Genomic DNA, 19,445 nt, shown 5'->3' with positions numbered 1-19,445 from the left:
ATCATTAGCCGCATGCCGGAATCGCTGATCAGGGACGCCCGCCTCGCCCTGGACCTTGCCCTCACCATCCGCCACGACGGACATGGCGGCGTCGCCGACGACCTGACCGACCCGGCCGGACTCACCGCCTGGGTCCAGGCGCACCCCGAGGCCCTGCCGGACACCGCCGGCTTCGTCGCCGACGACGCGCACCTGGCCGCCGTACGGGATCTGCGCGCGGCCGTCCGCGCCCTCTTCGCCCGCGCCGTACGTCCCGCCGCACCCAGCCCCGCCGACGCCGCCCGCCTCCTGCCCGCGCCCGAAGCCGTCGCCCGCCTCAACGCCGCGGCCGCCCGCACCCCGACCGTCCCCGTGCTGCACTGGGCCGACGACGCCGAACCCGTCGTACACAGAAAGGCAGTTGAAGGCGCGGACGAACTCTCCTCGGCCCTGGCGCAGGCCGTGATCGCCTTCCTTGCGAGCCCCGACCGGCAGCGGCTGCGCGCCTGCCACGCGCCGCGCTGTGTGCGCTACTTCCTCAAGGAGCACCCGCGCCAGGAGTGGTGCAAGCCCTCCTGCGGCAACCGTGCCCGGGTCGCCCGGCATCACGAACGGCACAAGACGACAGCGCAGGCGTGACGGCTGGTCCGAGCCGGAGTGCCGGCCGGGTCAGCCGACCTGGATGTGCGTGTCCATCCCGAGCTGCTTGTGACCGGGGATCGGGCAGTACAGCTCGTACGTGCCCTTCTTGAAGGTCACCGTGACCGTTGCCTGCTGTCCGTCCTGGATGTTCTTGGTTTTGGCGTCCTCCACTCCGGGGCCGTCGATGGAGAGGGCGTGCGTGACCTTGCCGGCGTTGTCGGCGACGAAGGTGTAGGTGCCCGGCGTGAAGGACGACCGGGAGAGCTTCAGCCCGTAGTCGGTCTCGGTGACGGTCACCCGGGTCCCCGATCCGGCCTTGCCCGCGGCGGAGCCGGACGAGCTGCTTCCCTGGCCGTCGCCCCCGCTGGAGCAGGCGGCCAGGACGAGGACGGCGGAGAAGGCCGGCGCGGTCATCAGCAGTGTCATACGTGTCGTGCGGGCCTTGCGCGCAGTGCGTGGCATGAGGCTCATCCCCTTCGGGGCCTGCCCGCGAGTCGTCGGGCTTGTCCGTGTCTGGCGCGAGAGGCCCTCTATGGGGGATACGGACGGTCATGCCCCGGTGTTCAGGGCGGTCCAGTCCGGCCGGCCGCGCACTCCGCCCGCCCGGCGGATGCCGGTCACCGGACCGGCATACCTGCGCACGGGAGGCGGCCCTCACCCGTTGGTGGCCAGTAACGGTCGAACCGAGTCGCGCGACCTCCGCGAGGCGTACGCTGAGGTGCCTGTAGGTCACGGTGCGCGCCCGCTCCCCGCGCGGACGTACCACCGTGGCAGGGGGTACACCATGGGGCAGCGCGTGTGGAGCAGCCGAACCATCTTCGAACGGGAAAGTGAACTCGCCGCCGTCGACGAGGCGTTGGCGGAGCTCACCGGCCTGCGCAGGGACGGCGCCGAGTCTCCCGACCGCCCCCGCGGCGCGCTCCTCGCCTTCGCCGGGCGCGCCGGCATCGGCAAGACCACCCTCCTCGCCGAGGTCCGCCGGCGCGCCGCCGCCAGGGGTTGCACCGTTCTGTCCGCCCGCGGCGGCGACCAGGAACAGCGCGTCGCCTTCCACGTCGCCCGTCAGCTGCTGCAGCCCCAGTTCGCCGGCTCGGCGGAGAGCGATCTGCGGTCCTCGCTGGGCAGTTGGTACGACATCGTCGGCCCGGCGCTCGGCCTGTGCGCCCCGACCGGCGGCGCCCCGCCCGACCAACAGGGCCTGCGCGACGGCCTCGACTGGGTACTCACCCATCTCGCCGCACTGCGCGCGCCGATGGTCCTCGTCCTCGACGACGCCCACTGGGCCGACGCCGAATCCCTCAGCTGGCTCGCCGCGTTCGCACCCCGCGCCGAACAACTCCCACTGCTCGTCGTCGTGGCCTACCGCCCCGACGAACTCCCGGACCACGCCGAGTCGTTCAAGGGATTACCAGGGCGCGCGGGCGGACGCCCCCTCGACCTGGAACCGCTGAGCGCCGCCGCCGTCGGCCGCCTCGTGCGCGAGGCGCTCGGCGCGCAGGCCGACGACGCGTTCTGCCGCGAGTGCTGGGCCGTCACCGCCGGAAACCCCTTCGAGACGGTCGAGTTGATCGCCAAGGTGCGCGACCGCGGCGTCACCCCGACCGAGACCGGCGCCCACCTGCTGCGCGACCTCGCCGCCGCCGTCAAGGGCAGCGGCCTCATCGCCCGGCTCGAACGGCTCGGCACCTCCACCGTGCGGTTCGCCTGGGCCTGCGCCGTCCTCGGCACCGAGATCCGGCCCTCCCTCGCCGCGGCCGTCGCCGGACTCGGCCAGGAGGAGGCCGCCGACGCCGCCGACGCGCTGCGCGGCGCCCGCATCCTCACCGGCGCCGAGACCCTGGAGTTCGTCCACCCGCTGATCGCCACCGCCGTCTACCGGGCCATCTCGCCCGGCGTCAGGGTCGCCCTGCACGGGCAGGCCGCCTGGTGCGTGATCAACGACGGACAGGGTCCCTCCGCAGCCGCCCGCCACCTCCTGGAGACCCACCCCGACGGCGACAACTGGGTCGTGCAGCAACTGCGCGCCGCCGCCGAGGAGACCCTCCGCGCCGGCGCCCCCGACGCCGCCCGCAGCTACCTCGCCCGCGCCCTGCGCGAACCCCCGCCCTACGACGACCGCGCCGCCGTCCTGTACGAACTGGGCTCCGCATCCCTGCTCACCGAACCCGCCACCACCGTCAACCACCTGCGCGCCGCCCTCGAGGAACCCATCACCGACGGCGACCTGCGCCACCACATCGTCTACCGGCTCTCCCAGGTCCTCGCCCACAGCGACCGTCTCGCCGAGGCCTCCGACACCCTCGCCCGCGAGATCCGCGTCACCGACGACGCCCGCGTCAAGCTGCGCATGGTCGCCGAACAGTTCATGTGGGACGCCTTCCGCGCCGACGAACCCGACCACCCCTCCCGCTCCCGGCGCATGGCCAAACTCGCCGACCGCCTCAGCGGCCGCGACCTCACCGAGCGCTACATCATCGGCCTGCGCACCTGGGACGCGATCCTGCGCGGCGAACCCTCCCACGTCGCCCTGCACCACGCCGAACGCGCCCTGGCCGGCGGCCTCGGCTGGGCCGAACCCGACCGCGGCTTCGAGGTGCCCGTCCTGGTCGCCCTCGCCTTCATGTACGCCGACCGCCCCGGCCGCACCGAAGAGCTCTTCACGACCGGCATCGCCGACTTCGAACGCCAGGGCTGGCGCGGCGCCCACCTCTCCTTCGCCTACACGCTCCTCGCCTACGTCCGCTACCGGCGCGGCCGCCTCGCCGAGGCGGAGGACTTCGTCCGGGCCGGCCTCAGGCTCGCCGAACGCGTCGGCCCGGGCACCCCCGCCCACTGGTACGCGGTCGGCATCCTCATCGAAGTGCTGCTGGCCCGCGGCCGGGTCACGGAGGCCGCCGAGACCGGCGACCACTACTCGTTCTGCGCGCCCTTCCCGGCCGCCGTCGTCTTCCCCGACGCCCAGACCGTGCACGGCGAACTGCTGCTGGCCCGCGGCCTGACCAAGGAGGCGGCGGAGGAGCTCGCCGCCGCGGGCCGCCGCCTGGAACCGCGCGGCATGCGCAACCCGGCCTGGTGCCCCTGGCAGCTCCACCTCGCCCGCGCAGAAGCCCACGACACCCCCGAACGCGCCGTCGCCACCGCCCTCGAAGCGGTCGCCCGCGCCCGCCAGTTCGGCGCGCCGTCCGCCGTCGGCCAGGCCCTGCGCGTCGCCGCCGAGGTTTCCTCGGGGTCGGCCCGCATCAAGTACCTCGAGGAGGCCGTCGCCCACCTCGAGCGCTCCCCGGCCGCCTACGAACTCGCCTGCGCCCTGGTCGCCCTCGGCACGGAGCTTCGCCGTACCGGCCGCGCCAGGGAGGCCGCCGAGTACCTCTACCGAGGGCTGGACGCGGCCGTCCAGTGCTCGGCCGACGGGCTCGTCGAAGCCGCCCGCGACGAACTCGCCGCCGCCGGCCTGCGCCCGCGCCGCCTGCACAGCACCGAGACGGACACCTTGACGTCGAGGGAACGCGTCGCCGCGAACCTGGCAGCCGAGGGCCGTACCGAGACGGAGATCGCAAGAGAGCTGCACATCGACGAGCCGACAGCAGTGCGCCTGCTCTCCGCGGTCTACCGAAAGATGGGAACCGAGATCACTGGGCTGACGGTGGCGCTGAAGCCGACCTGAGGCCGGCCGCCCCAAAAGGGGCGCGGGGCGGTGTCCATGTGCGGCTCCGCCGGGTGGGCGCGACCAGCCCCGTACGACCCGCACACGAAGGACGAAGCGTGTCCCCCCGCGGCCCCGTGACCTCCCGCACATCGCCGAACGGCAGCACGTACCATGGGCGACATGTCGTTCCTCCGCCGCCGCAGCGCGACCCCCGCCGGCCCCGACTTCGACGTCCTGGCCATGGATCCGGGCGACTGGCCCGGCAATCTCGGCGCCGGGCTGCTGCCCGCCCCGGACGGCAGCTGTCAGGGCGTCTTCCTGCGCTACGACCTCTTCGGCGGCCGCGGCCCCGCCATGATCATCGGCAACCTCCCCGAGGGCTCCCCGGCCCGCGAGGTCGCCGAGGGTGAGATCCCCTTCGAGGTGGCCCAGCTGCTGCTCGCGCTGGAGAACGAGGAGGAGGTGACCGTCGTCGGCGTGGAGGACATGCCGGTCATGCAGGGCGACAACCTCCTGATCGTGCGCCGCCTCAAGCTCTCCGAGAGCCGTATCTCCTGCGTCCAGTTCGACCGCAGCGACAACGTCCTGGTGACCATCGCCGCCTGGGACCGCCCCATCACCGACGACCTGTACGCCCTGCTGAAGCCGCTCCCGGCGGAGCTTTTCCAGCAGGGCTGATCCCGGCTACGACACCGACGGCCGCACCTGCACGTCCGCGGCGCGCACGAACGCCACCCGGTGTCCGAACTGGATCTCGTAGTACAGGTCCTTGCCGGCCACGACCCGGTGCGAGTCGGTGGTGAAGGTGACCGCGTAGTAGTACTCGCCCGGCACCTTGTCACCGACGACGTACTTCTGCCCCTTCGGCAGGGTGTACGGCAGCGGGGCCACCGCCTGGGCGGGCACTCCCGCCGGGTAGGCCGAGGCCTCCGGGTAGGCACGCCCGTACACCGGGACGCTGTCCAGACCGTCCTTGGGCGTCACCACGAAACCGGACGCGCTCACCGCGGTCGGGTGCTTCTTCGGGTTCTTGAACCAGGCCTTCTGGCCCAGGTACCAGATCGCCGTCCAGTCGCCATACCGGTCGGCGACCGCGTACTGCTGCCCCGTGGAGACCCGTGAGCCCACGTCGTTGACGTCGATCGTCGAGTCGGCGCCCTTGTGCAGGCCGACGTCCTTGATCAGGGCGGAGTGCTCGTCGTGGTCGGAGTACAGCCGCACCTCGCTGGAGCCGTGCGCCGCGCAGGGCTCGCCCGCGGTGACACAGCCCGTGTACTGGGGCCGGTTGGTCGCGTAGTCGGGCCGGATCGTCACCAGCCCGCCGCTCTTGCCGGCGGTCCGCTTGAAGGGGTGGCCCAGCAGCTCGAAGTAGTGCCGCCAGTCCCAGTAGGGGCCGGGGTCGGTGTGCATGCCGGGGATGGTCGACGTGGTCGGTCCCGGCACATTGTCGTGGCCCAGGACGTGCTGCCGGTCCAGCGGGATGCCGTACTTGGCGGAGAGGTACTTCACCAGCCGGGCCGAGGACCGGTACATCGCCTCCGTGTACCAGGCGTCCGGGTTCGCCAGGAAACCCTCGTGCTCGATGCCGACCGACTTGGCGTTGACGTACCAGTTGCCCGCGTGCCAGGCCACGTCCTTCGCCTTGACGTGCTGGGCGATCAGGCCGTCCGTCGAGCGGATCGTGTAGTTCCACGACACATAGGTGGGGTCCTGGACCAGCTTCAGTACGCCGTCCCAGGCGCCCTCGGTGTCATGGACGACGATGTACCTGATGCTCTGTGACGCCGGGCGGTCGCCCAGGTCGTGGTTGCCGTAGTCGTTGTCCCCGAACTCCTCGTACGGGGCGGGGATCCACTGGCACGACACCGACTTCGGGCACTCCGCGCCGTCGTCGGACAGGGTGCGCAGTCCGGTCCTGGCGATCTGTGCGGTCTCGGGGGCCAGCCCGGGCCGGGCGGCCAGCGCGACCTGCTGACCGGCGTCCGTGGTGCGCCGCTCGCCGGTGCGGATCACGTCGTACACGTCGTTCGCGTACGCCGCCGCCGTCGCCGTGTCGTCCGCGCCCGAGAAGCGGGCCACCGCCCCGTACCAGTCCGCCGGGTCCTCGCTCAGCGGCAGGCCGAGCTTCTTCTGCGCGGCGGCCAGCAGCGCGGCACCGCCCGCCACGTTCGCGGTCTCGTCGCTGCGCAGCCGCTCTGCCGGGATGCCGGTGAGCTGGGCCGCCTTCGCCAACGTCTTGAGGCGGGCCGGGAGTTGGGAGTCCTGCGGCACCTTGGTGTCGGGATGCAGGGCCGCGCGGGCGGAGTCCCCGCGGGCGTCCTCCGTGCCCTCGCTGTGGTGCGAGGTCGCGGCGAGCGCGGTGCGGGCGTCGGTGAGGTGCATCGGGCCGTAGCCGGCGGTCACACTCGGCGCGCCCCCGTGCGCGTCCCAGCGGGACTGCAGATACGAGACGCCCAGCAGCACGCTCTGCGGGACGTGGTACTCGGCGGCAGCAGAGGCGAAGGCCAGCTGCAGCCGCTCGGTGGCGGGCGGCGCATCGGACGGGGCCATGCCCAGCAGAGGCAGCAGAAGAGCCGCGGAGGCGACGGCGCCGGCGGTTCTGCGGGCGCGTCTGTGGCCGGGTGCGGACGTGGGGGCGGTGGCGGATCCTCGCAATGCAGCCTCCTGGGACGGACGAGCGTGGCGGGGCGTGCAGGGCCGGTCGGTGGGTCTGTGTTACCGGCTGGCCGACGATCCGTCAATCATGCCCAGAGGCAGGGGATTTCCCATGTCAACACGAGTGTGCAGGAGTTTCGCTGCGGCGGCGTGCGGGCCTGCGCAGCGTCAGTGGCGTACACCAGTGGCCGTAGGGAAGCAGGTCGCGACATACGAAGGTCCGCGGTGTGCCGCTGTCCCGGGCACACCGCGGACCTTCGTCCCCGTCAGCGAGTGCCGACCGCCGCGCGCACGGCCCGACGGGCCAGCTGGCAGTCGTCGTGCAGCCGCCTCAGCAGCAGCCGCTGTTCCTCGCCGGACGGCGCAGCACCGGGGTGGGCCGCTCCCGGTGCCGCCGGGGTCATCTCGTGCATCGAACGCTGCACGGCCGTCTCGTACGTACGGATCTCACGGGTCAGGACCAGCATCAGGTTCACCAGGAACGCGTCCCGCGAGGCCGGGCCCGCCGACTGCGCGATCTGACTGATCTGACGGCGGGCCACCGGGGCGTCGCCGAGGACCGACCACAGCGTCGCCAGGTCGTAGCCCGGCAGGTACCAGCCCGCGTGCTCCCAGTCCACCAGCACTGGACCGGCCGGTGAGAGCAGGATGTTCGACAGCAGTGCGTCGCCGTGGCAGAACTGGCCCATGCCCTGCCGGCCCGTCGAGTGCGCGATGCCGTGCAGCAGCTTCTGCAGGTCGCCCATGTCCCGGTCGGTGAGCAGCCCCAGCTCGTGGTACCGCGAGATGCGGGCCGCGTAGTCGAGCGGGGCGTCGAAGGTGCCCGCCGGTGGCCGCCAGGCGTTCAGCCGGCAGATCGCGCCGAGTGCCGCCCTGATGTCCGCCCGCGGCGGGGCCTCCGCCGGGTGGCGCTGCAGTGCCGCCACCCGGCCCGGCATCCGCTCGATGACCAGTGTGCAGTTGTCCGGGTCCGCCGCGATCAGCCTCGGCACCCGCACCGGAGGGCGGTGCCTGACGAACGAGCGGTAGGCCGCTATTTCATGGCGGATCCGCTCGGACCACACTGGGGAGTGGTCGAGTAAACACTTGGCGACGGCCGTGCTGCGCCCGGTCGTTCCGACCAGGAGCACGGACCGTCCACTGCGGCGCAGCACCTGCACCGGAGCGAACTCCGGACAGATCCGGTGCACCGACGCGATGGCCGTACGCAGCTGGGCGCCCTGAGGGCCGGACAAGTCGAGTCTCCCGCTGAGCGGTTGGGTGCCGAGCCCGGCGGGGCGCCGCGTGCGGCCCGCGCCGAGCACCGGGGCCGCCGGGCGCGCGGCGGGGTCGAGGTAGGGGCCGCTGCCCGCCGGGCGGGGGTGCAGCGACCGGGGCGGGGCGGACACGGAGGACGATGCTGCGTACATGGGCGAAACAGATCCCTTCGTGTGCCTGCGACGTCTGTGCGCTACCCGGCCCGGTCCCTTGGATGCACCCTGGGGAATGCGTCCTCTGTTTCCAGCTCTGTTTCCAGAAGGCGACCGGGTCGGGGTGGCGCGTTCCTACCTGACACCCGATGCCCAGTGGCACACCATCTGGCGCACCCTGGCGAACCCTGGCGAATAGTCGCCCGGCATCTTTCACCGGGCTACTGTCAACTCAGCCGAGAACCTGGGGGCTTGACGTGAGCGGACAACCCAACACCCGTCTCTCGGACCTGTTCGGCCTGGCCGGCTGGTCCAAGGGTGAACTCGCGAGGCTGGTCAACCGGCAGGCGGCGGCCATGGGCCATCCGCAGCTGTCGACCGACACCTCCCGGGTGCGGCGTTGGATCGACATGGGGGAGATCCCCCGCGATCCGGTGCCGCGGGTGCTGGCTGCTCTGTTCACCGAGCGTCTCGGCCGTGTCGTGACCATCGAGGACCTCGGTCTGGTCCGGCACGGGCGTACGGGGAAACGGCAGGACGCCGGGAGTGTGGAACATCCCGACGGTGTGCCGTGGGCGCCCGAGCGGACGGCTGCGGTCCTCACCGAATTCACGGGAATGGACCTCATGCTCAACCGACGCGGCTTGGTGGGTGCGGGTGTCGCGCTCACCGCAGGATCCGCACTCAGCAGCGCCATGCACGACTGGCTGCACACCGATCCGGCCCTCAGGGCCGACGCTCCCCGATTCGACGATCCCCTGCATGCCGACCCCGCTGGGTTCGACCGCTACGAGGCCGCCCCCATCGGGTCGCAGGAGATCGAGGAACTGGAGCGCTCGGTCGAGGTGTTCCGCGCCTGGGACGCGGCCCGCGGCGGCGGGCTGCAGCGCAAGGCAGTCGTGGGGCAGCTCAACGAGGTGGGCGGCATGCTCGCCTACCGGCACCCCGACCATCTCCAGCGGCGCCTGTGGGGCGTCGCCGCCAACCTCGCCGTCCTCGCGGGCTGGATGTCGCACGACGTCGGCCTGGAGCCCACGGCCCAGAAGTACTTCGTCATCGCCGCCCACGCGGCCCGTGAGGGCGGCGACCGGCCCCGCGCCGGAGAGGCGCTCTCCCGAGCGGCTCGCCAGATGGTGCACCTGGGCCGGCCCGACGACGCACTCGACCTGATGAAGCTCGCCCAGTCCGGTTCCGGCGAAGAGGTGCTGCCGCGCACCCGGGCGATGCTCTACACCATCGAGGCCTGGGCACAGGCCTCCATGGGCAAGGGCCAGGCGATGCGGCGCACCCTCGGCCGGGCGGAGGACCTCTTCGTCTCCGACAAGGGCGACGTGCCGCCGCCGAGCTGGATGCAGATGTTCAAGGAGGAGGACCTGTACGGCATGCAGGCCCTGGCCTACCGCACGCTGGCCGAGCACGACCCCGGAGCGGCCGCGCACGCCCAGCACTACGCGGAGAAGGCGCTCGCCCTCAGGGTCGACGGCCGGCAGCGGTCGAAGATCTTCGACTTCCTGTCCATGGCCTCCGCCTGCTTCATCGCCGACGACCCCGAACAGGCGGACCGGTATGCACGCCTGGCCCTGATGTCGATGGGATCCAACTCCTCCCACCGCACCTGGGACCGGCTGCGCCAGATGTACCGGCTCACCGCCGAGTACTCCAGCTACCCGAAGATCCACGAGCTGCGAGAGGAGATCAAACTGGCGTTGCCGAGGCCGGCGAAGGGCGGCAACACCGCACGTGCATAGGGGGTTCGTGCAACTGCCGTAGTCTCACGCCGCTTTGGCGTCTCACATCACCCTGGCCACGAGCACGCACGCGTCGTCCGCGCGCTCGGCCCGGCCGAACTCCTCCACGACCGTCCGTACGCAGTCCTGTGCGGTCCGCGCCTCGGTGAAGCGCGGGGCCAGGTCGAGGAGCGGGTTCACGGCTTCGGACTCCGTGCTGCCGTGCCTGGGCACCAGCCCGTCGGTGTGCAGCAGGAGGAGGTCGCCCGCCTCGAGGGTCTCGTGGACCTGCTCGTAGGCGGCGCCCGAGGTCGCGCCGAGCAGGACGCCGTCGGGTGCCTGCAGCCTGCGCCCCGTCCCGTCGCGGAACAGCAGCGGGGCGGGGTGTCCGGCCTGCGCCCAGGTCAGGGTGCGGGTCTCGGGCCGGTAGCGGCAGCACACGGCGCTGCCCAGGGCCGGTTGCACGGTGGCGTCGAGTAACTGGTTGAGCAGGGCCAGCAGTTGCCCGGGCTCGGTGCCGGCCATCGCCATGCCGCGCACGGCGCCCAGCAGCGTCGCCATGCCCGAGGTGACGACGACACCGTGTCCGGTGAGGTCGCCGACGCTCAACAGGGTCTGCCCGTCGGGCAGTTCGAGGGCGTCGTACCAGTCGCCGCCGATCAGCGCGCTCGTCGAGGACGGCAGATAGTGCGCCGCCAGGTCCAGCGTCTCGGGGCCTTGGTGCGGGAGCCGCAGGGAGCCACGCCACGGCGGTAGCACGGCCTCCTGCAGCTCGACCGCGAGCCGGTGCTCGGTCTGCGCACGGTGCTGCTGGCGCTGCAGCGAGTCACGGGTCTCGCTCACCGCCCTCTGGCTGCGGCGCAGTTCGCTGACGTCCCGCAGTACGGCCCACATGGAGGCGGTGCTGCCGTCGGCGTCGAGCACGGGCTCGCCCATCATGTGCACGGTCCGCACCTCGTCGTCGGGGCGCACGATGCGGAACTCGCCGTCGATGGGCTTGGCGTCCACGAGGCAGTCCGTGACCATCGCCGTCAGCTGCGCGCGGTCCTCGTCCAGTACCACGGACGGCAGTTCGTCGAGGGTGAGCGGGGGAGCGGCGGGGTCGCGGCCCAGGATCTGGTAGAGCTCGCCGGACCAACTCGCCTCGTCCGTCAGGAGGTTCCACTCCGCACTGCCGACCCGGCTGAGCAGCGAGCCGCTCCGCGTGGCGGGCGCCGCCTCCGCGGCGGTCACGGGCGTCGGGCCGTCCCGCAGCTGCGCCAAGTGGGCATTGAGATCGGTGAGTTGGTGCAGCGCAAGGTCGCACAGCGCGCGCTGCCAGCGCTCCTGCGGGTCCGAACCGTCGCCGTGCGCGTCCCTCCGTACGGCGTCCACGTCGCCCTTGAGCCGTCGCGCCTGCGATATCAGCGCGTCGACCGAGCCGCGTCCTGGCGGCTGGGCGGCTGGGCGATCCGCAGAGAGATGGGACGGCATGAAGCACTCCGATGCGGGGACGGTTCGACCGGGGCTGACGGCTCGAGGGACCGTTACGACTCTTGCACAGCCCGCGACGCCCTGTAAGGGATTTGGCAACACACGATACGGTGGTGCTTCTGGCATATGCCACAGTCTTCACGGAGTGCTTGTGCGGTGCGAATGGTGTACCTCACCGTGCAGGTCAAGTCGTAGGTGACGTACGTGATTTGACGGGTCGTCGAGGGATTGCCGTAGGCGTTCAGCCGCGTGTTCGACGACTTCTTGTTCTACGGGATCCGGTGGGCGTGGATCAACCCCGCGGCGGCGATGGGTCGCACCCGTCGAAGGTGACGCAGGTCACATAAACTCGCAAGCGCTTCCACGTAATGCAAACGGCATCTGCGGGGTCGTAACAGCACACCGGAAATCCGGCCGACCTCCGACCGCAGTGGAGACCGACCATGGACATCACGCTCGAGCAGCCCGCCCCCGGCCGTCTGATCACGGCGGACGAGCGGGAACTGCCCGTTCCCGCCACGCTGCGCTACGTCTCCACGGACCCGCTGGCCGTGCACCTCGACTTCCCGCCCGAGGTCTCCCTCGACGGCACGGGTGTGACCTGGGCCTTCGGCCGCGCCCTGTTGGAGGAGGGGCTGCGCGGCCCGGCCGGCGGCGGCGACGTGCACATCTGGCCGTGCGGCGACAACCGCACGGTCGTGGAGTTCCACTCGCCCCACGGCCTGGCGCTGCTCCAGTTCGACACCACCTGTCTGCGCCGGTTCCTGCTGCGCACGTACGCGGTGGTCGCGGCCGGGCAGGAGGACATCGGTGCGGCCGTCGAGGAAGGGCTGAGCTCGCTGTTCGGCAACGTTTGAATCCTCCCCTCCCTGAAGGGAGGGGATTCCTGGCTCAGGCTGCCCGCTGAGGCGGCGCCTCAGTGGGTCTTACGCCCTCGGCACCAGCCGGGTTGAGACCAGCCCGGACCAGCATCACGCGGGCGGAGTTCTTGTCCCTGGGGGACACGGCTCCGCACGCGGTGCAGGCATACGTTCTCTCGCAGAGAGGTAGTGCGTGCTTGGTTCTCGCTCCGCACTGCGCGCAGTCCATCTGTGGGCCGGCTCACCCCCGCGCGGGCTGTTCCAGTCCTGCTCCGCAGGACTCCGATTCCTCCCCGGACCAAAGGCCGGGGCATCCTCGGAGGAATCCGGTGAACGTGCTTCACCCCACGCTCAGTACCGCAGGATGCCGGCGATGCCGTGCGCGTCGCCCAGCATCCCGTCCGGCACGAACCGGACGTCCGCGCCCGTCTCCAGGCACTGCTCGACGATCTCGTCCACGATGTCCTCGCGGGAGTCGAGGTCGCCGCTCTCGGCCGGGATCAAGTGGTCGCCGTGGCTGTCGCGCACCGTCACGCGGTAGTTCTCCTCGACGGCGAGCAGACGCACGCGGCCCTCGCGGGCGCTCTGCCAGACCTCATCGACGCCGGCCGCGAACGCCTTGCGGCCGCGGGCGGTTTCGAGCTCCCGGGCCACGGCGTCGGTGCTTCTGCGGGCCTCGGCGGCGACCATCGGCCGTACCGCCTGCCACACGGCGTCGGGCGTGCCGTGCGTGAGACCGCCGTGCGGCACGTGCACCGCCTCCTTGGTGACGCTGCCGACCTCGTCCAGCACGGACAGCGCCGCCTGCTCGCCGGTGATGTACAGCGGGCGCGGCTGGTCACGCAGGACCATGCCCATCGCGGCGTCGGCCTCCCGCAGGAAGTGGCGGGTGCCCTCGTCGCGGAAGGTGCTCGGCATGTCGCCGATGCGCTCCTGCCGCTCGGCGTCGAAGTTCTCCAGCCGCCTGGTCAGGGGGAATCCGCCGGTGCGGTCCTCCGTGACGCGATCCGTGCCGCCGCTCCAGAGGGTGGCCCGGTCGGGGGAGACCGACAGCACCCAGAACGGCCGTTCGGCGGCGTGCGCGGAGACCAGGTTGCGCGTGAGGAAGGTGTCCGAGAGCACCACGCGCTCCGGCACGGTTCGGGCGAGCGACCACACCTGGTGCTCGCCCGGAGCGGCGAAGATCACCAGGCCGTCCTCGGCGTGCGCCAGATCCACCTCCCTGAGGGCCTGGTCGAGGTGACGGACCACGTCGGAGCGCCGTTCCCGGGTCACCGAGGGGTCGGCCTCCAGCTGCTTTTTGGCCTCGGCCACCACATTGCGCAGCCGGACCGGATCCTGGGCGTTTTCGGGCTCTCGGCGATGCGTCGGCGTCAGCACGGACACGGCCGGATAGGCACGCGGACGCCGGAGCTCGGACAGGGTTGAGGGACTCAGGTCGTGCTCCATAACAAGCACGATAGGACCGTTTCGCCGATCGGGCATTAGGGGCCAACCACGCCGGGCATTGGGGACAATTCATTGCTAATCTCGCTCGGGTCGCCGGATGGCGCTCTCCGCATCGTCGATCAACGCCGATGCCCGACCCTCGCGGGGCCTTTCATGACGCAGGTCGAGCAGGAAACCGGGGCCCCAGCCACCGCCAAGCTCTCCTTCCCGACGCTCACCACCATGGTGGTCGGCTCGATGGTGGGGGCCGGTGTCTTCTCCCTCCCGCGCCGCTTCGCCCAGGAGACGGGCGTGGCGGGTGCCCTCATCGCATGGGCCGTCGCCGGTACCGGCATGCTGATGCTGGCCTTCGTCTTCCAGACCCTCGCGGTGCGCAGGCCCGACCTCGACGCCGGTGTGTACGCGTACGCCAAGGCCGGTTTCGGTGAATACCTCGGTTTTTTCTCGGCGTTCGGCTATTGGGCGAGCGCCTGCGTCGGCAACGTGACCTACTGGGTGCTGATCATGTCGACGATCGGCGCGATCGCGCCCGCGCTCGGCGACGGCGACACCGTGCTCTCGGTGGTGCTCTCCTCCGCGGGGCTGTGGCTGTTCTTCCTGCTCATCAGCCGCGGCGTCAAGGAGGCGGCGGCGATCAACCGGATCGTCACGGTCGCCAAGGTCGTGCCCATCCTCGTCTTCGTCGTTCTCGCGCTCTTCTATCTCAAGCCGCACGTCTTCGCCGAGAACTTCGGCGGCGCCGACTACGCAGGATCCCTGTTCCAACAGGTCAAGGGCACGATGCTGGCCACCGTCTTCGTGTTCCTGGGCGTGGAGGGGGCCAGCGTCTACTCCCGGCACGCGGCGCGCCGCGAGGACGTCGGCCGCGCGACCGTCCTGGGCTTCCTGAGCGTCTTCGCCGTGTTCGCGTCGGTCACGATCGTGTCGTACGGCCTGATGCCGATGAGTGAGATCGCCGAACTGCGCCAGCCGTCCATGGCGGGCGTCCTGGAGAGCGCGGTCGGCACCTGGGGCAAGGTCTTCGTCAGCGTCGGCCTGATCGTCTCCGTGCTCGGCGCCTATCTTGCCTGGACGCTGATGGCCGCCGAAGTGCTGTTCGTGGCCGCCAAGGACGACGACATGCCGCGCTTCCTGAGGCGCTCCACGGCGGCCGACGTGCCCGTGCCCGCGCTGGTGATGACCACCCTGCTCAGTCAGATCGTCCTGGTCGTCACGCTGTTCTCGGACGACGCGTTCAACTTCGCGCTGGACCTGACCAGTGCGCTGACCCTGATCCCGTTCCTGCTGGCCGCAGCGTTCGCCGTGCGGATCGCCCTGGCCGGAAACCGGTCGGGAAAGGGTGAGTTGGCGGTGGCCGGGCTCGCCACGGTCTACACCGCGTTCCTCATCTACGCGGCCGGGTTCAAGTTCGTCCTCGTCTCGTTCATCATCTACGCTCCCGCCACCGCCCTGTTCGTCATGGCCCGCAGGGAACAGGGCCGAAGACTCTTCTCGCCGCGCGAACTCGTCGTACTCGCCGTCTCGGCCGTCGGCGCCGTGATCGGGATCGTCGCCCTGGCGCTGGGTTGGATCAGCCTCTGACCCGCCGGCCTCTCGGAAAGGTGCACCGTGACCAGTCAAGACCCCCGTCCCGCGTACGGCGTCCACTCCGAGGTCGGCAGGCTGCGCAAGGTGCTGGTCTGCGCGCCCGGGCTCGCCCACCGCAGACTCACCCCGACCAACTCCAGCGACCTGCTCTTCGACGACGTCATGTGGGTGGAGAACGCGCAGCGCGACCACGCCGACTTCGTCGACGAACTGCGTGAACGCGGCGTCGAGGTCGTCGAGTTGCACGACCTGCTCGCCCGGACCCTGGCGGTCCCGGGTGCCCGGGACTGGCTCCTCGACCGCAAGATCATCGCCAACGAGGTCGGAGTCGGGCTCATCGACACCACGCGCGCCTATCTGGAGTCCCTCGAACCCGGGCGGCTGGCCGAGTTCCTGATCGGCGGCCTGGCCACGGGCGACCTGCCGGAGGAATATCGCACCGGATACCTCGCGCTGGCCCGGGAGTCGATCGGCGTCCGCGAATACCTGATGCCGCCGCTGCCCAACACCCTCTACACGCGCGACACCACCTGCTGGCTCTACGGCGGCCTCACCCTCAACCCGCTGTACTGGCCGGCCCGGCACGACGAGACCCTGCTGATGAAGGCGGTCTACACGTTCCACCCCGACTACGCGGGCTCCACCGTGTGGTGGGGCGACCCCGAACGCGACTGGGGCCAGGCGACGTTCGAGGGCGGCGACATCATGCCGGTCGGGGGCGGTGTCGTCCTGATGGGCATGAGCGAGCGCACTTCACGGCAGGCCATCACCCAGGTCGCCAAGGCGCTGTTCGAGCAGGGCGCCGCGGAACACGTCGTCGTCGCCGGCATGCCGAGGCTGCGCTCCGCGATGCACCTCGACACCGTGTTCACCTTCGCCGACCGCGATCTGGTGACCCTTTACCCGGCCATCATGGACGGCGTCCACACCTTCTCCCTGCGCCCCTCCGACCGGGCGCCCGGCATCGACATCACCGACGAGGGCTCGACCCCGTTCGTCGACGTCGTCGCCAAGGCGCTCGGCCTGCCGAAGCTGCGGATCGTGGAGACCGGCGGCGACGTGTATGCCTCCGAGCGCCAGCAGTGGGACAGCGGCAACAACGCGGTCGCCCTGGAGCCGGGCGTGGTGTTCACCTACGACCGCAACACCCAGACCAACACACTGCTGCGCAAGGCGGGCATCGAGGTCATCACCATCGTGGGCGCGGAGCTGGGCCGCGGACGTGGCGGCGGACACTGCATGACATGCCCGATCGTGCGTGACCCGGTCGAGTTCTGATCCGGGGCTTGTCTCAGGACCGGGGCGTGTCCGGTGTGTCGATCACCGCGATGTTGCCCTGGGCCACCGCGCACAGGGTCTCCGCGCCGCTCGCGTCGAGTGTGGTCACGTCGCAGCGGCAGACGACCCGGGTGCGGCCGGCCCGTACCACCTGGGCGTGTGCGCGCAGCAACGCGCCCGTGGCCGGGCGCAGATAGTCGATGGTGAAGCCGGAGGTGATCAGACCCGCCCCCACGACGGTGCCGGCGGCGAGCGTCAGCGTGTTGTCGGCCGCGTAGGAGAGCACCCCGCCGTGGACGAAGCCGTACTGCTGGAGCAGCTCCTCGCGGATGTCCAGCTCGAGCGTGGCCTCGCCGTCACCGAACGCCGCCACCCGGGCGCCCAGCAGCCTGCTGAACGGCTGCTCCGCAAGGATCTTCCGGGCCAGCTCCAGATCCATCGTCCCGCTCATCTCCACCTCACTTCACCAGTGAAGTGAGGGTGGCGCGGCCCGGTGACCTCTGTCAAGATCGGCCCATGTCCGAGCCCGACCGGCGTCTGTTCTTCCTGCTGCAGCGGTCCGCGCACCTCCTGCGCACCACGCTGGACAGGCGCTGCCTGGCCGCCGCCGGCGTCACCACCGCCCAGCTCGGCGCGCTGTTCGCCGTACAGGAGCAGCCCGGCATCACCCAGCAGGAGCTGGCCCGCGTCCTCGGGCTGCGCGAGTCCGGGGTCACCGCCCTCGTCGGCCGGCTGACCACGGCGGGCCTGCTGCTGAAGCAGACGCACCCGCGTGAACACCGGGCCGTGGTGCTGGAGTTGACCGAGGCCGGGGTCGCCGCCCTGCGCGCCGCGCAGCCGGAGGTCGACCGCTTCAACGCGCAGGTGCGGGAACTGCTCGGCGACGACGGGTTCGTGTCGACGGCGGGGGCCCTGCACCGGCTCGCGTACTGGGAGCCCTGACCCGGCTCAGTCGTCGTCCTCGTCCGGGCCGCAGGAGCTGCCGCTCGGCGGCAGCCCGCCGTACAGCAGGAAGTCGTCGACCTTGCGGTGCACACACTTGGAGGAGGCGTAACCGGTGTGGCCCTCGCCCCTGTTGTCGAGCACCACGGCCGAGGAGCCGAGCCGTTTCGCCGTCTCCACGGTCCAGCGGTAGGGCGTCGCCGGGTCGCCGCGGGTGCCGACCAGGAGCATCTTCGCGGTGTGCAGGTCACGCACCTTGTCGCGGATGAAGTCGGTGCCCTTGGGGCGGCCGTAGCACATGAGGAGTTCGGTGAGGCGGTAGCGGCCGAAGACCGGTGACGCCTGCTCGTACTCGGCGCGCAGCCGGCCGAGGTCCTCGGTGATCCGGCCCGCGCCGGGGCGATCGGGATCGTCCGCGCAGTTGATCGCCATCAGCGCCGCCGGAAGATTGTCGAGCGGGACGTCATTCTCGTCGACCAGGCCGGCCCCGGGCGTCTCGTTGCCGCGAACGGCGGCCCCGCCGGCCGTGAAGCCCATGATTCCGCGGGTGTCGCCGTCCTCGACGAGTTGGGCGAGCGCGCGTTCCAGCGAGGGCCACAACTCCTTGCTGTAGAGCGCCTGTCCGATGGCGCCGACGAGGTCCTGCCCGGAGAACGCCTCGCCGAAGTCGCTCGGCACCGGATCCTCGTCGAGCGAGTCGACGAGACCGACGACCTGGTCCCGGGCGTCGCGCGGGTCCTGTCCGAACGGGCACGCGATGTCCTTGGCACACCAGTCGATGAAGTCCTCCAGCGCCCTCTGCTGTCCCTCGGCGCCCGCCACACCCTGCTCGGCCATCGGCTCGGTCAGGGTGTCGACGCCGTCGAGCACCATCCGGCCGACCTTCTTGGGGAACTGGGCCGCGTACACCGCGCCGAGCCGGGTTCCGTAGGAGAAGCCGAGGTAGTTGAGCTTCTTGTCGCCGAGGGTCTGGCGCATCACGTCCAGGTCGCGGGAGGCGTTCACCGTGCCGATGTGGGGGAGCACGGGTCCGGAGTGCTTGGCGCACTGGGCAGCCGCCTTGCGCACCCGATCGAGCACGGCCTGCGGATGGCTGATGTCGGCGTCCTCGTCCGCCGCCGACGAGACCTCGTCGGTGCCGTCGCCGCAGCTGACCGGGGAGGATCTGCCGACCCCGCGCGGGTCGAAGGTCACCACGTCGTAGCCGTTGGTCAGGCCCATGAAGTCGTCGCCGCCGGCGGCGAGTTCGGGGACGCCCGCACCGCCGGGGCCACCGAAGTTCAGCAGCACCGAGCCCCTCTTCTTGCCCGTGGCCCGGTAGCGCGCGAGCGCCAGGTCGAGGGTGCCCGCCTTCGGGTCGGCGTAGTCGAGGGGGACGGTGACCTTGCCGCACTGAAGGTCCTTGGGCATGTCCTCGCCCCTGCATTTCGACCACGCGATCTTCTGGTCGTAGAACCGCGACAGGTCCGGCTCGGGCCCGTCCGAGGCCACCGCGGGCAGCCCCGCGGCGAGCAGGGTCAGGCTTACGGCTCCGGTGACGGCGCAGCGTCGTATGGCGGGCCGCTTCGACAGCTTGGCCAGCATCAATGCCTCCATGGGCGCCCGCCGGGGACCGGTGGAACGGCGCCCTCGATCACGATAAGCGGACGTTCCGGGCATCGCCTCCGGACGAGCGGGATCGCACCACATGACCTACCCTGTGCGCCTTCCTGGCACCGCTCCGCGCGTATGCGGCGGTTTTGCTGCCAGTTCGATAAACGTGCCGCTCGATGGGGTGAAAGGCCGATAAGCCATAACT

General features: G+C 71.1%; 15 protein-coding genes and 1 pseudogene. 8 read left to right on the top strand and 8 right to left on the bottom strand.

The annotated features are described in order from the left end of the window. Window positions 1-12 precede the first annotated feature (12 nt). Entirely contained in the window at window positions 13-618 is a 606-nt protein-coding gene (locus ABZ880_RS24150) for an ABATE domain-containing protein (protein ID WP_361266405.1), read from the top strand. Window positions 619-648: 30 nt separating this feature from the next. Here ABZ880_RS24150 and ABZ880_RS24145 read toward each other — a convergent pair whose 3' ends face one another. Further along, on the bottom strand, window positions 649-1,083 hold the full coding sequence (locus ABZ880_RS24145; RefSeq protein ID WP_361266403.1) for a plastocyanin/azurin family copper-binding protein: 435 nt from the start codon (window positions 1,081-1,083) through the stop codon (window positions 649-651). A gap of 322 nt (window positions 1,084-1,405) precedes the next feature. Between ABZ880_RS24145 and ABZ880_RS24140 the strand changes: the two genes are divergently transcribed. Both ABZ880_RS24140 and ABZ880_RS24135 read left to right on the top strand, forming a co-directional pair. Next, window positions 1,406-4,285 (top strand): AAA family ATPase, encoded by a 2,880-nt coding sequence (locus tag ABZ880_RS24140; protein WP_361266401.1) that lies wholly within the window; start codon window positions 1,406-1,408, stop codon window positions 4,283-4,285. Window positions 4,286-4,447: 162 nt separating this feature from the next. Beyond that, on the top strand, window positions 4,448-4,945 hold the full coding sequence (locus tag ABZ880_RS24135; protein ID WP_142149023.1) for a hypothetical protein: 498 nt from the start codon (window positions 4,448-4,450) through the stop codon (window positions 4,943-4,945). Window positions 4,946-4,951: 6 nt separating this feature from the next. Here ABZ880_RS24135 and ABZ880_RS24130 read toward each other — a convergent pair whose 3' ends face one another. Together ABZ880_RS24130 and ABZ880_RS24125 are read right to left on the bottom strand one after the other, a co-directional pair. Then, window positions 4,952-6,922 carry a peptidoglycan recognition family protein gene (locus ABZ880_RS24130; protein WP_361266399.1) on the bottom strand — a complete coding sequence of 657 codons (1,971 nt, stop codon included), beginning with the start codon at window positions 6,920-6,922 and terminating at the stop codon, window positions 4,952-4,954. 266 nt (window positions 6,923-7,188) lie between these two features. Further along, a complete protein-coding gene (locus ABZ880_RS24125) occupies window positions 7,189-8,331 on the bottom strand; it encodes an aminoglycoside phosphotransferase family protein (protein WP_361266397.1) in 1,143 nt (380 codons plus the stop codon). A 257-nt stretch (window positions 8,332-8,588) separates the two neighbouring features. Here ABZ880_RS24125 and ABZ880_RS24120 point away from each other — a divergent pair, with 257 nt between their 5' ends. Then, window positions 8,589-10,079 (top strand): hypothetical protein, encoded by a 1,491-nt coding sequence (locus ABZ880_RS24120; protein ID WP_361266395.1) that lies wholly within the window; start codon window positions 8,589-8,591, stop codon window positions 10,077-10,079. 42 nt (window positions 10,080-10,121) lie between these two features. Here ABZ880_RS24120 and ABZ880_RS24115 read toward each other — a convergent pair whose 3' ends face one another. After that, complete coding sequence (locus ABZ880_RS24115) at window positions 10,122-11,531, bottom strand: SpoIIE family protein phosphatase (protein ID WP_361266393.1); 1,410 nt, start codon at window positions 11,529-11,531, stop codon at window positions 10,122-10,124. Between the two features lie 443 nt (window positions 11,532-11,974). On the opposite strand from ABZ880_RS24115, the gene ABZ880_RS24110 reads away from it, so the two are divergent. Continuing rightward, window positions 11,975-12,388 (top strand): SsgA family sporulation/cell division regulator, encoded by a 414-nt coding sequence (locus ABZ880_RS24110; RefSeq protein ID WP_361266391.1) that lies wholly within the window; start codon window positions 11,975-11,977, stop codon window positions 12,386-12,388. A 34-nt stretch (window positions 12,389-12,422) separates the two neighbouring features. Here ABZ880_RS24110 and ABZ880_RS24105 read toward each other — a convergent pair. Further along, window positions 12,423-12,620: pseudogene (locus tag ABZ880_RS24105) on the bottom strand (zinc ribbon domain-containing protein); the annotation flags it as partial. A gap of 122 nt (window positions 12,621-12,742) precedes the next feature. Beyond that, window positions 12,743-13,840 (bottom strand): chemotaxis protein, encoded by a 1,098-nt coding sequence (locus tag ABZ880_RS24100; RefSeq protein WP_361266389.1) that lies wholly within the window; start codon window positions 13,838-13,840, stop codon window positions 12,743-12,745. 153 nt (window positions 13,841-13,993) lie between these two features. On the opposite strand from ABZ880_RS24100, the gene ABZ880_RS24095 reads away from it, so the two are divergent. Beyond that, the gene (locus tag ABZ880_RS24095) at window positions 13,994-15,421 is read left to right on the top strand and encodes a basic amino acid/polyamine antiporter (protein ID WP_361266387.1); all 1,428 of its coding nucleotides are present in this window, start codon (window positions 13,994-13,996) and stop codon (window positions 15,419-15,421) included. 27 nt (window positions 15,422-15,448) lie between these two features. After that, window positions 15,449-16,705, top strand: a complete 1,257-nt coding sequence (locus ABZ880_RS24090) for an arginine deiminase (RefSeq protein ID WP_361266385.1) — start codon at window positions 15,449-15,451, stop codon at window positions 16,703-16,705. 13 nt (window positions 16,706-16,718) lie between these two features. Here ABZ880_RS24090 and ABZ880_RS24085 read toward each other — a convergent pair whose 3' ends face one another. After that, window positions 16,719-17,156, bottom strand: coding sequence for a PaaI family thioesterase (locus ABZ880_RS24085; protein ID WP_361266383.1), 438 nt, complete (start codon window positions 17,154-17,156; stop codon window positions 16,719-16,721). A gap of 65 nt (window positions 17,157-17,221) precedes the next feature. On the opposite strand from ABZ880_RS24085, the gene ABZ880_RS24080 reads away from it, so the two are divergent. Further along, window positions 17,222-17,647 carry a MarR family winged helix-turn-helix transcriptional regulator gene (locus ABZ880_RS24080; RefSeq protein ID WP_361266381.1) on the top strand — a complete coding sequence of 142 codons (426 nt, stop codon included), beginning with the start codon at window positions 17,222-17,224 and terminating at the stop codon, window positions 17,645-17,647. Between the two features lie 6 nt (window positions 17,648-17,653). Here ABZ880_RS24080 and ABZ880_RS24075 read toward each other — a convergent pair whose 3' ends face one another. After that, a complete protein-coding gene (locus tag ABZ880_RS24075; RefSeq protein ID WP_361266379.1) occupies window positions 17,654-19,231 on the bottom strand; it encodes an alpha/beta hydrolase in 1,578 nt (525 codons plus the stop codon). Window positions 19,232-19,445: the final 214 nt, after the last annotated feature.

This window comes from Streptomyces sp. NPDC047043 (genome assembly GCF_040644055.1).
Lineage (GTDB): Bacteria > Actinomycetota > Actinomycetes > Streptomycetales > Streptomycetaceae > Streptomyces.
This window is presented reverse-complemented; position numbering and strand designations above follow the sequence as displayed.

Bases quoted from the DNA above. Each gene is read 5' to 3' on its own strand.
- ABZ880_RS24110 (WP_361266391.1), top strand. From the start codon at position 11,975: ATGGACATCACGCTCGAGCAGCCCGCCCCCGGCCGTCTGATCACGGCG.
- ABZ880_RS24100 (WP_361266389.1), bottom strand. From the start codon at position 13,840: ATGGAGCACGACCTGAGTCCCTCAACCCTGTCCGAGCTCCGGCGTCCG.
- ABZ880_RS24145 (WP_361266403.1), bottom strand. From the start codon at position 1,083: ATGCCACGCACTGCGCGCAAGGCCCGCACGACACGTATGACACTGCTG.
- ABZ880_RS24085 (WP_361266383.1), bottom strand. From the start codon at position 17,156: ATGAGCGGGACGATGGATCTGGAGCTGGCCCGGAAGATCCTTGCGGAG.
- ABZ880_RS24115 (WP_361266393.1), bottom strand. From the start codon at position 11,531: ATGCCGTCCCATCTCTCTGCGGATCGCCCAGCCGCCCAGCCGCCAGGA.
- ABZ880_RS24125 (WP_361266397.1), bottom strand. From the start codon at position 8,331: ATGTACGCAGCATCGTCCTCCGTGTCCGCCCCGCCCCGGTCGCTGCAC.
- ABZ880_RS24140 (WP_361266401.1), top strand. From the start codon at position 1,406: ATGGGGCAGCGCGTGTGGAGCAGCCGAACCATCTTCGAACGGGAAAGT.
- ABZ880_RS24080 (WP_361266381.1), top strand. From the start codon at position 17,222: ATGTCCGAGCCCGACCGGCGTCTGTTCTTCCTGCTGCAGCGGTCCGCG.
- ABZ880_RS24135 (WP_142149023.1), top strand. From the start codon at position 4,448: ATGTCGTTCCTCCGCCGCCGCAGCGCGACCCCCGCCGGCCCCGACTTC.
- ABZ880_RS24150 (WP_361266405.1), top strand. From the start codon at position 13: ATGCCGGAATCGCTGATCAGGGACGCCCGCCTCGCCCTGGACCTTGCC.
- ABZ880_RS24075 (WP_361266379.1), bottom strand. From the start codon at position 19,231: ATGCTGGCCAAGCTGTCGAAGCGGCCCGCCATACGACGCTGCGCCGTC.
- ABZ880_RS24095 (WP_361266387.1), top strand. From the start codon at position 13,994: ATGACGCAGGTCGAGCAGGAAACCGGGGCCCCAGCCACCGCCAAGCTC.